This window comes from Leucobacter fengyongliangi, from assembly GCF_050971685.1.
Taxonomy (GTDB): domain Bacteria; phylum Actinomycetota; class Actinomycetes; order Actinomycetales; family Microbacteriaceae; genus Leucobacter.
Genome location: NZ_JBPCEU010000011.1, coordinates 25317 through 36237 on the forward strand (window position 1 = coordinate 25317; position 10921 = coordinate 36237).

At 60.0% G+C, this 10921-nt stretch carries 7 protein-coding genes; 3 read left to right on the plus strand and 4 right to left on the minus strand.

Annotation, left to right across the window (positions count from 1 at the left end; genetic code table 11):
* Positions 1–133 precede the first annotated feature (133 nt).
* Positions 134–1792, minus strand: a complete 1659-nt coding sequence (gene sucB, locus ACR0R4_RS09325; protein WP_433647088.1) for a 2-oxoglutarate dehydrogenase, E2 component, dihydrolipoamide succinyltransferase — start codon at positions 1790–1792, stop codon at positions 134–136.
* A gap of 51 nt (positions 1793–1843) precedes the next feature.
* Positions 1844–3217 carry a dihydrolipoyl dehydrogenase gene (gene lpdA / locus ACR0R4_RS09330; protein ID WP_433647089.1) on the minus strand — a complete coding sequence of 458 codons (1374 nt, stop codon included), beginning with the start codon at positions 3215–3217 and terminating at the stop codon, positions 1844–1846.
* Positions 3218–3396: 179 nt separating this feature from the next.
* Between lpdA and ACR0R4_RS09335 the strand changes: the two genes are divergently transcribed.
* Positions 3397–4332 carry a PAC2 family protein gene (locus tag ACR0R4_RS09335; protein ID WP_433647090.1) on the plus strand — a complete coding sequence of 312 codons (936 nt, stop codon included), beginning with the start codon at positions 3397–3399 and terminating at the stop codon, positions 4330–4332.
* Positions 4333–4525: 193 nt separating this feature from the next.
* Positions 4526–5893, plus strand: a complete 1368-nt coding sequence (locus ACR0R4_RS09340) for an RNA polymerase sigma factor (RefSeq protein ID WP_433647091.1) — start codon at positions 4526–4528, stop codon at positions 5891–5893.
* A gap of 58 nt (positions 5894–5951) precedes the next feature.
* Here ACR0R4_RS09340 and ACR0R4_RS09345 read toward each other — a convergent pair whose 3' ends face one another.
* The gene (locus ACR0R4_RS09345) at positions 5952–6173 is read right to left on the minus strand and encodes a DUF7455 domain-containing protein (RefSeq protein WP_433647092.1); all 222 of its coding nucleotides are present in this window, start codon (positions 6171–6173) and stop codon (positions 5952–5954) included.
* Positions 6174–6385: 212 nt separating this feature from the next.
* On the opposite strand from ACR0R4_RS09345, the gene ACR0R4_RS09350 reads away from it, so the two are divergent.
* Positions 6386–8479, plus strand: a complete 2094-nt coding sequence (locus ACR0R4_RS09350) for a DNA gyrase/topoisomerase IV subunit B (protein WP_433647093.1) — start codon at positions 6386–6388, stop codon at positions 8477–8479.
* On the opposite strand, the gene ACR0R4_RS09355 is transcribed toward ACR0R4_RS09350, so the two are convergent.
* Positions 8476–10920 carry a DNA gyrase/topoisomerase IV subunit A gene (locus tag ACR0R4_RS09355; RefSeq protein ID WP_433647094.1) on the minus strand — a complete coding sequence of 815 codons (2445 nt, stop codon included), beginning with the start codon at positions 10918–10920 and terminating at the stop codon, positions 8476–8478. The genes ACR0R4_RS09350 and ACR0R4_RS09355 overlap by 4 nt on opposite strands.
* Position 10921: the final 1 nt, after the last annotated feature.

A 10921-nucleotide genomic window follows, 5' to 3' on the forward strand; every position in this document is an offset into this window, starting at 1 on the left:
GAAGAACTCGGCATGGCAATTCGCAGCCGCATCACGCCAGCGCGGCCGCGTGAGACTGCCTACACCGGATTTCGCGCGAAGGCCGCGGCACCCAGGTGGGTACACGCGGCCTTCGAGATGGCGTATTGGTGGATCAGTACCCGAGGTTTGCCTCGAACTGTCCAGCCTCAAGTCGGGTCTTCATCTGAGTGAGGAAGCGAGCGGCATCAGCGCCATCCACGATGCGGTGATCGTAGGAAAGTGCCAGGTAGACCGTGGAGCGAACCGCGATCGAATCGCCATCCGGTCCGGATATCACGAGTGGCTTCTTCACGACCGCACCGGTTCCGAGGATGGCCACCTGCGGGAGGAATACCAGTGGGGTATCGAACAGCGCCCCGCGAGAACCGGTGTTCGTGAGGGTGAACGTGCCGCCCGAGAGCTCATCCGGAGTCAACTTATTGTCTCGAGTTCGAGCCGCAAGATCGGCGATGTCTTGAGAGAGTTGCGCAAGGTTCTTCTCTCCCGCCTCGCGCACCACCGGCGTGAGAAGCCCTCGTTCGGTGTCTACAGCGATGCTGAGGTTTTCCGTCGATGGGTAAACGATGTTCTCGCCGTCGACTGTTGCGTTGATTACGGGGTGGGAGCGCAACGCCTCGGCGGCTGCCAGGGCAAAGAACGGGAGGAACGAAAGCTTCGTTCCGGTCTGTTTCAGGAACTCGTCCTTATGTGCCTGTCGAAGCGTGGCGACTCGAGTGACATCGACTTCCACCACGGTGGTGAGTTGCGCGGAGGATTGCATCGACTCAACCGCGCGCGCGGCGATGACCTTGCGCAAGCGACTCATCTTCTGTGAAGTTCCCCGCAGCGGCGAGACCTCTGCAACCGGAGCTTCAGCACTCGCTTGCGTGGCAACTGGCTCACCCAGGGGCTTCGCAGCCGCGAGAACATCCTCTTTGCGAATACGTCCGCCGACACCGGTGCCGGTCACGTTTGCGAGATTGACACCATGGTCTGACGCGAGCTTCCGCACGATGGGAGTCACGTAGCCGGAGTTAGCTGCCGGGGAAGCTGGTGCCTCAGGAGGGGTTGTCTCCGAGACTGCCGGGGCCGCTACTGTCGTGGGAGCAGCCATTGGGGCCTCAGCTGGCGCGGGAGCGGCTGCCGGGGCCGCAACTGGCGTTGCTGCAGCCGGCTCTGACACCGGAGATGCGGATCCGCTACCAATGCGTGCAAGCACGCCGCCCACCTCGACCGTCTCATCTTCCTGCACGAGGATCTCCTGCAGGATCCCCGCGATCGGTGAGGGCACCTCAGTATCGACCTTGTCTGTCGATACCTCGAGCAACGGTTCGTCCACCTCAACCGAGTCGCCGACGCTCTTTAGCCATCGGGTCACGGTTCCTTCGGTGATGCTCTCACCCAGTGACGGCAGCACGATGTCTTGGCCATCTGCCACAGCAGGGCTGTCGACCGGTGCCGCAGCAGTGGTCTCTGCTTCATGCGGGGCAGGAGTGGCAGCAGGTTCTTCATGCGCAGAAACTGGCTGGGCGGCCGGCTGGCTTGGGGGGGCAACGGTGCCGTCGCCGATGCGCGCCAAGACTGCTCCGACCTCCGCAGTCTCGTCTTCTTGCACGAGGATCTCCGCAAGAATTCCGGAGAAGGGGGATGGCACCTCAGTATCAACCTTGTCGGTCGAGACCTCGAGAAGGGGCTCATCGACCTCAACTCGATCACCGACATTCTTTAGCCAACGCGTGACCGTTCCCTCTGTGACGCTCTCACCCAGTGCGGGAAGCACAACCTCACTCATCGTGAATTCTCCGATCGTTATTCGTCTAGTGTCTGCCGAATGCGGGTTCGCCTAGATGGCGTGCAACGGCTTGCCGGCGAGCTTCAGCATGGTCTCGCCAATCGTTTCGTTTTGGGTGGGATGGCCGTGCACAAAGGGTGCAACATCTTCGGGGTACGCTTCCCAATTCACAATCAGCTGCGCTTCACCAACCAGTTCGCCTACGCGCGCACCGATCATATGCACGCCGACCACCGGACCGTCGATGACGCGAACTGCCTTAACCGTGCCCGCGGTACCGAGAATCGAACTCTTGGCATTTCCGGCCAGGTTGTATTCGTAACTAACAACCTTGTCGGCACCAAACTTTTCGACGGCTTTTGCCTCACTGAGGCCGACCGAGGCAATCTCTGGGTCACAGTAGGTGATCTTCGGGATGTTGATATCTTCGACGAGCACCGGGTTCAAACCGGCAATTTCCTCCGCGACAAAGATGCCCTGCTGGTAACCTCGATGCGCGAGCTGGAGACCGGGAACAATGTCTCCCGCTGCATAGATACCCGGGATATTTGTTGCCAGGCGATCGTTGGTCAGAACGAATCCTCGGTCCATCTCGATGCCAACTTCTTCGTATCCCATGCCTTGGGTGAGCGGGCCACGTCCCACAGCAACGAGCAAATAGTCAGCCTCGATGATGGTTCCATCCTCCAGGTGAACGGTCACACCACTGGAATTCTGCGTCACCGACTGGAACCGCACGCCGAGCTTGTAATCGATGCCCCGCTTACGGAATGCGCGCTCAAGCTGCTTTGAGATGGATTCTTCTTCATTCGGCACGAGGTGGGGCAAGCCCTCAATGATCGTGACCTCGGCACCGAACGACCGCCACACGCTGGCAAATTCGACACCGATCACGCCACCGCCGAGAATGGCCACCCGCCGGGGAATCTCGGTGAGGTCGAGTGCGTGCTCACTTGCAATGACGCGGCCCGTGATTTCGAGACCGGGGAGGGAACGCGAGTAGGAACCTGTGGCGAGGACGATGTGCTTGCCCGTAATGCGATCGGCACCGACCTGCACGGCGTTCGGGGCGACGAGACGCCCTTCCCCGGCGATCACGGTGATGCCGTTTGCCTTCAGTAGCCCCTGGAGTCCCTTGAACTTGCCGTCCACCAGTTTGGTGCGGAAGGCATTCACAGCCGCAATGTCAATGCTCTGAACCACGGAGTTCACACCGTAGGCAGCGCCATCGCGCGCGGCATCGGCGACCTCGGCGGAGTGAAGAAGTGCTTTGGTGGGAACGCAACCGCGATGCAGGCAGGTGCCGCCTAGCTTCTCTTTCTCAATGACTGCGACGCTCATTCCGAGCTGAGTCGCGCGGATTGCCGTGGCATAGCCGGCGCTGCCGCCGCCCAAGACAACGATGTCAAACTGCTGATCGGCCAAGTGGGATCTCCCTCGGAATTTCGCGTAGCTACAAAGATGGCTGCACCCGGTTGTGACCGGTGTACCGCCTCAAGCCTACTACCGCTGGGGTGCTTGAGCGGTTGGTGTACAAAGCGTGGTTCGCTCAGGGCGTGACCATGGTCCGGGTGCCGACACTTGCACCTTCGTAGAATGGTGGAGTGTCTGATTCCATTTTTTCCGCAGAGTACGCAGAACGTCGAGCCGTGGTGCCCAAGGGCATTCCACTGGTCGTTGCGCTACGCGGTCTGAGCGATGCGGGCGGTGTCATCACGCAGCTTGAGGGATTCCTGTGGGATCGATACGAGCCGGAAGAGATACTGCGCTTTAACGCAGACCTTTTGCTCGATTACAGGTCCAGGCGCCCACTCATTACTTTTGAGGAGGATCACTTCGTTGATTATTCCCCTGAAGAGCTCACCCTGAGTCTCGCCCGCGATGAGCTGGGTTCACCCTTCCTCATTCTGAGTGGATTCGAGCCGGATTTCCACTGGGATCAGTTCATCGACACGGTGCTCATGCTGGTTCACGAGTTTGAAGTGTCGACGACAGTGTGGACGCACGCGATTCCGATGCCGGTGCCGCACACCCGCCCGATCCGCATGACGGTAAGCGGATCGCGAGATGACATTATTGAAGCGCACTCGGTGTGGCGGCCCACGACGAAACTCGCCGCTTCTGCCTCGCATGTGCTCGAGTATCGATTGCATAACCTGGGTGAGGAAGTCGTTGGATTTGCACTCCTCGTTCCTCACTACCTCGCGAACACCGAGTTTCCGGACGCGCTCCTCACCGCGCTTGACGGATTTATGGCCGCCACCGGGCTTCTGTTCGCCACGGACACTGTGCGTGAGGCTTCACAAGGCTTTCATCATCAGGTTGACTCACAGATCGGTGAGAGCGAGGAGTCAAGCGAGATGGTTCGCGGTCTTGAGACCCGGTACGACGCTTATATAGAGGATCAGACGACGCGCTCGCCCCTGGTGGGTGAGGATGGCTCGTTACCGACTGCCGATCAGCTCGCAAGCGAACTCGAACGATTCCTTGCGCAGCAGCGCGACCCCGATCCTGGAGAACAATCGCAGCCTGGTCTGTAGCCTGCACCGAGCATGCAATAATGGGACGGTAGCCCATTCAATCCGGACGTGTAGTTGAAAAACCAACACTCCGGGCTTGACATGGGTTTTCATGGTATGCGCTGCAGGCGGATTTTTCTGCCTCGGCACATGCTGACTTTGGCTCGTTCGAGCCAGTTACAGAACACCAGCTCCGACACAGAGAGGCGGCCGCGTGGCGACTGCATCTACGTCCAAGACCTCCGCACAATCGAAGGTCAACGGGGGCGATTCCGAATCGTCCGCGTCAGAGGCCCAGACAACAGCGGCTCCGGAACCGAAGACCGCCGCAAAGCGCGCCCCTTCCAAGTCGGCTGCCGCCAAAAAGACGGCTGCAGCGAAGCCTGCGGCCGAGAAGAAGGCTGCAGCCGAAAAGAAGCCTGCGGTGAAGAAAGCAGTGGCTCGCAAGACTGTTGCACGCAAGCCCGCAAAAGCAGCCGTCGCAGACATCCTCGAAGATGATGAGAAGCTCGAAGAGGGCGTCGATGTCGGCATGAACGATCACGACTCTGATGAAGAGGGTGCGTCGGGCACGTCGAACTCAACAATGACAGAGCCCTTGCCGACCGGCGCAATCGTGCTGAAGGCTCGCGACGAGGAAGATGTTCCAACCGTCACCACCCTGATCCCTGGCGCAACTGCCGATCCGGTCAAGGACTACCTGAAGCAAATTGGCAAGGTTGCGTTGTTGAACGCTGCCGAAGAGGTCGAACTCGCGATGCGCATCGAAGCCGGCTTGTTCGCAGAGGAAAAGCTCGCGACCGAGAAGAGTCTGCCCAAGAAGCTTGAGCGCGAGTTGAAGTGGGTCGCTCGAGATGGCCAACGTGCCAAGAGTCACCTCCTCGGGGCGAACCTGCGCCTGGTGGTTTCGCTCGCGAAGCGCTACACCGGCCGTGGCATGCAGTTCCTCGACCTGATTCAAGAGGGCAACCTGGGCCTCATTCGTGCGGTCGAGAAGTTCGATTACACCAAGGGTTTCAAGTTTTCGACGTACGCCACGTGGTGGATCCGCCAGGCCATTACGCGCGCCATGGCCGATCAGGCTCGCACCATCCGTATTCCGGTACACATGGTTGAAGTCATCAACAAGCTTGCTCGTGTGCAACGTCAGATGCTCCAGGATCTCGGTCGCGAGCCCACTCCTGAGGAGCTGAGTCGCGAGCTTGACATGACACCTGAAAAGGTTGTCGAGGTGCAGAAGTACGGCCGCGAGCCCATCTCGTTGCACACGCCCTTGGGTGAAGATGGAGACAGCGAATTCGGTGACTTGATTGAAGACACTGAAGCTGTGGTTCCAGCCGACGCGGTCGGCTTCACAATGCTGCAGCAGCAGCTCGAGCAGCTCCTCGATTCACTCAGCGAGCGCGAGGCGGGCGTGATTCGCATGCGCTTCGGGCTCGGAGACGGCATGCCGAAGACTCTCGACCAAATTGGCGACACGTTCGGTGTGACACGAGAGCGCATTCGGCAGATTGAATCGAAAACCATGGCGAAGCTGCGTCACCCCAGCCGCAGCCAGCAACTCCGCGACTACCTCGAGTAGGTCGACAGTCGAAAAGAGCCGGGCCCACGGGCCCGGCTCTTTTCGTCTGCGTCGCGCGTTATGCGCTCAGCCTGTGCGTCTCATCGTGCCACACCTCGGCGATCGGCTTCAGCTTCTCTTCGTGCTTCCGGGCGTGATGACCGCAGAAGAGCAACTCACTGCCGCCGAGCACCGCACGCACATAAGCTTGTGCACCGCAGCTATCGCAACGGTCAAGACCCGACATGGGTCGATCGGCGGCGACGGTAATCTCGGTGCGATCTTGCTCCAGAGTCGTCATGGCATCCTCCGCTCTCCTGGTCTAGATGTCCCCATCAAACCACGTTTCGCTGACGTTCACCCTCAGTTCGGGTCACGTTTCGCTGACCGCGTAGCTGGAGGGGCTCTCGGGCGTCGGGAAGCTGCCAGATTCATTCGATCACGGAGAGCCCACCCCCCAAAATCAGTGCCCTGATCTAGGGTGGGAGGGTTCTGGCGGAAGGAATTACATACGTGGCCGATTCGAATTACTCAGCTCGCCACCTCACGGTGCTGGAGGGGCTGGAAGCCGTACGCAAGCGTCCCGGGATGTACATCGGCACCACCGATTCCCGTGGGCTTATGCACTGCCTGTGGGAGATCATCGACAATTCGGTCGATGAGGCACTCGCTGGGCACGGTTCTGAAATTGGAATCGTTCTGCATGCCGATGGCAGTGTCTCGGTCAGCGACAAGGGCCGAGGGGTGCCAGTCGATCTTGAGCCGAAGAGCGGACTCACCGGGGTCGAACTGGTCTTCACCAAGTTGCACGCGGGCGGCAAATTTGGAGGTGGCGGATACGCGTCGTCCGGCGGTCTCCACGGTGTCGGAGCATCAGTGGTGAACGCATTATCGTCTCGTCTCGACGTTGAAGTTGATCGCGATGGAAAGACCTGGGCCATGTCGTTTCGGCATGGTGAACCCGGTCAGTTCGCAGGGGATGGCCCAGACAGCGCGTTCACTCCCTTCCAAGATGCATCTGAACTTCGAGTTGTGGGCAAAGTCGCCCGAGGAGTGACAGGCACGCGTGTGCGCTACTGGGCTGATCCGCAAATTTTCTTGCAGACCGCACGCTTCGAACCCGAATCGTTGGTCTCCCGTGCGCGGCAGACGGCATTCCTGGTGCCGGGTTTGGGTATTGAGATACGGGACGAGCGCGCTGAGTCGCTCTCCGAAGCCGGTGATCCCGCGATTCATCAGTTCCGGTATGAGGGTGGGCTGAGTGAATTTGTTGACTTCCTCGCGGTAGACGGTCCACTAACTGACACATGGAGGCTGACCGATACCGGAAGCTTCACTGAGACAGTCCCGGTCATGGATGAGGCATCGGGTGCACTGGTCTCTCGAGAGGTCGAGCGAAGCTGCGAGGTAGATATTGCGATGCGCTGGGGCACCGGATATGACACCGAGGTACAGAGCTTCGTGAACATCATTTCCACACCCAAGGGTGGAACGCATGTCGCTGGCTTTGAGCAGGGTCTTGTGCGGTTCTTTCGGAAACAGATTGAGACGAACGCACGCAAATTGAAGTCGGGCAGTGACAAGCCTGAGAAGGACGATATTCTCACAGGTCTCACTGCGGTGATTTCGGTGCGAGTACCCGAACCGCAGTTTGAAGGCCAAACCAAGGAGGTACTCGGAACTGCCGCAGTGCGTCAGATCGTCGCACGCGCAGTGGCGAAAGGCCTCGAAGAACGTTACGCCTCGGTGAAGAAGCACGACAAGGCGCAGGCGGGGTCTCTGCTCGAAAAGATGGTCGCCGAGATGAAGTCGCGCATCGCGCTTCGTGCCCAGCGAGACACGGCGCGCCGAAAGAGCACCCTTGAGAGTTCGACACTGCCGGCGAAACTCATCGACTGCAGATCGCGAAACGTCGCAGACACCGAACTTTTTATTGTGGAGGGCGACAGTGCGCTGGGAACCGCGCGTCCCGCACGAGACAGCGAGTACCAGGCGCTTCTACCCATCAGGGGCAAGATTTTGAACGTTCAGAAGGCATCGGTCGCCGAGATGCTGAACAACGCAGAGTGCAGTTCGATCATCAAGGTGATTGGGGCTGGGTCGGGGCGTGACTTTGATCTGGATGCGGTGCGCTACGGCAAGGTCATTCTGATGAGCGACGCGGACGTCGATGGCGCTCACATTCGTACCCTGTTGTTGACCCTGTTTTTCCGGTACATGCGTCCCATGCTGGAGGCGGGCAGAGTTTACGCCGCGGTGCCGCCTTTGCATCGCGTTATCGTGCCTCAGCCCGGCAAGAAGCCCAATGACGTGACGTACACGTACAGTGAGCCCGAGCTTCGGAATCTGCTTGCAGACCTGCAGAAGCGAGGCAAGAAGTACCTCGAACCGATTCAGCGATACAAAGGTCTCGGTGAGATGGATGCCGACCAACTCGCTGAGACCACGATGGATCGCGAGCACCGCACACTGCGTCGTGTGCAGGTGGCCGATGCCCACAATGCAGCGCAAATTTTCGAATTACTGATGGGCAACGAGGTTGCTCCTCGTAAGGAATTCATCGTCGATAACGCTGATGACCTCGACCGGGAGCGTATCGACGCTTAGGGAGCCGACCCGATGAATGCGGCAGCGCCATCAATGGGCGTGCCACTCCCATCGCGCTTGGCGTTCTCGGTCGGCAATTTGCGCACGCTTCCGTCAAGTGCCAGTGCTCGAGGTTCGCCGACTCCGACCCAACCGCAGGACAACTGGTCTTCTCCCTTGAGGAACCGATGTGCTCGGACTCCGCCAGTCGCGCGTCCCTTCGCGGGGAACTCAGACCAATCGGACACCTTCGCGGTGGCTACGTCGATTCCGGGCAGTGTCAGTGAACTATCAGCGACCGTAACGACCTGAGCGGGTGCGTCGTGGGGCAGTGCGACCGCGAATATGACGCGTGCGTCGACGCCTAACTTCATGCCTGCCATGCCGCCGGCACCTCGGCCTTGCGGACGCACGGCCGAAGCGCCGAAGCGCAGCAGTTGCGCGTTGCTGGCGATCACAGCGAACTCGGAATCGTCAGGGGCTGTGAACGCCGCCACAACCCTGTCTCCCGGCTTCAGGCTCATTATTTCGAACTCGGACTTGGCCGGGAGGTCTTGCAGCACGACGCGCTTGACGACGCCTTGCTCAGTGACGAGGCCGACGGGAGTCTCGGTGTCAAGCTCAACGAGCCCGACGACCCGCTGTTGCCTGTCAGTGAGACCCAGGTACGAGGTGAGGGACACGCCCGCAGAAAACGCAACCGAGGCGCCGGGCACAAGTGGCAAATCCACCGGTGTGAACCGATGAATTTGGCCATCGGAAAGTACCGCGCCGACCTCGCCGCGCACCGTCGTCGCTACAGCGGATCGCAGGGCACCGTGTTTGTTGGGTCTGGAGGATCTACCCTGGTACACGGGTCCCTCGGGGTCTCGGTCGATCCTGAGGGCTCGCCCGGTCACCGAAAGCAACACCGTGCAGGGGGTGTCTGCAACCTGGAGCGCGGTGACGCCGAGGGCTGCCGCGCGACTCGGCCGAGCGACAGCTCCGGTCAGCACGGTACGCCGGGGAGTGCCGTAGGCCTGGGCTGCCGCGTCAAGCTCGTCTGAAACGACCTGACGCAGCCGGTCTCTGTTACCGAGAATCTCGAGCAGGGCATCGATTTCGGAGCGGAGCTGATCACGCTCCGCCTCGAGCTCAACCCGTGAAAACTTGGTGAGCCGACGTAACCGGAGCTCAAGAATGTACTCCGCCTGGGCCTCGCTGAGATCGAACACCTGCATGAGTCGGCCGCGCGCGGTCTCTGAGTCGTCGCTCGTGCGGATGAGCTGGATGACCTCGTCAATGTCGAGAATCGCCACGAGTAGACCCTCAACGAGATGCAGGCGTTCACGTCGCTTACGCAGCCGATACTCACTCCGACGCTTGACAACGGAGAGGCGATGCTCGATGAACACCCGCAGCATTTCAGGCAGGCTGAGAGTTTGGGGCTGCCCATTCACCAGCGCGACGGAATTAATGCTGAACGAGTCTTCGAGCGGGGTGAAGCGATAGAGCTGTTCGAGTACCGCCTCGGGGCTGAAACCGGTCTTCAGCGAAATGACCAGACGCAGACCGTTCTTTCGGTCCGTGTAGTCGGCAACGTCACTGATTCCTGAGAGCTTCTTATTCTCGACCCCCTGTTTGATCTTTTCGATCACTCGCTCAGGCCCAACCAGGTACGGGAGCTCCGTGACGATCAGTCCGTTTTTTCGCGCGGTGAGCTGCTCGATCTTGACCTGAGCACGGGTGCGGAACGCCCCGCGTCCGGTGCGGTAGGCATCGGTGATGCCATCGAGGCCAACGATGACCCCGCCTCCGGGAAGATCTGGCCCAGGAATGAACTCCATCAGCTCCTCAAGCGTGGCCTCTGGATGCCACAGGAGGTGCTTAGCGCCCTCGACCACCTCGATGAGGTTGTGTGGCGCAAGGTTGGTAGCCATACCCACTGCAATGCCACTCGCGCCGTTCACGAGCAGGTTCGGCACGGCCGTCGGCAGCACGTCGGGTTGCATGATCTGGTTGTCGTAGTTTGGGACGAAATCGACGACATCTTCGTCTAGCGACTCTGTCATCGCGAGCGCGGCTCCGGCGAGCCGCGCTTCCGTGTACCGTGATGCCGCGGGGCCGTCATCGAGTGAGCCAAAGTTCCCGTGCCCGTCGATGAGGGGCAGACGCATCGCGAAGTTCTGGGCCATCCGGACGAGCGCGTCGTAGATGGAGGAGTCACCGTGCGGGTGCAGCTTGCCCATCACCTCGCCGACCACTCGCGCGGACTTGACGTGGCCTTTTTCGGGTCGCAATCCCATGTCGGTCATCATGAAGAGAATGCGACGCTGAACCGGCTTCAGTCCATCACGAGCGTCGGGAAGGGCTCGAGAATAGATCACCGAATAGGCATATTCAAGGAATGATGCCTCCATTTCGCTGGAGATATCGATGTCTTCGATGCGCTCTAATGCGGCGCCGGCGGTGTGATCAGTCACT

Bases quoted from the DNA above. Each gene is read 5' to 3' on its own strand.
- sucB (WP_433647088.1), bottom strand. From the start codon at position 1,792: ATGAGTGAGGTTGTGCTTCCCGCACTGGGTGAGAGCGTCACAGAGGGA.
- ACR0R4_RS09345 (WP_433647092.1), bottom strand. From the start codon at position 6,173: ATGACGACTCTGGAGCAAGATCGCACCGAGATTACCGTCGCCGCCGAT.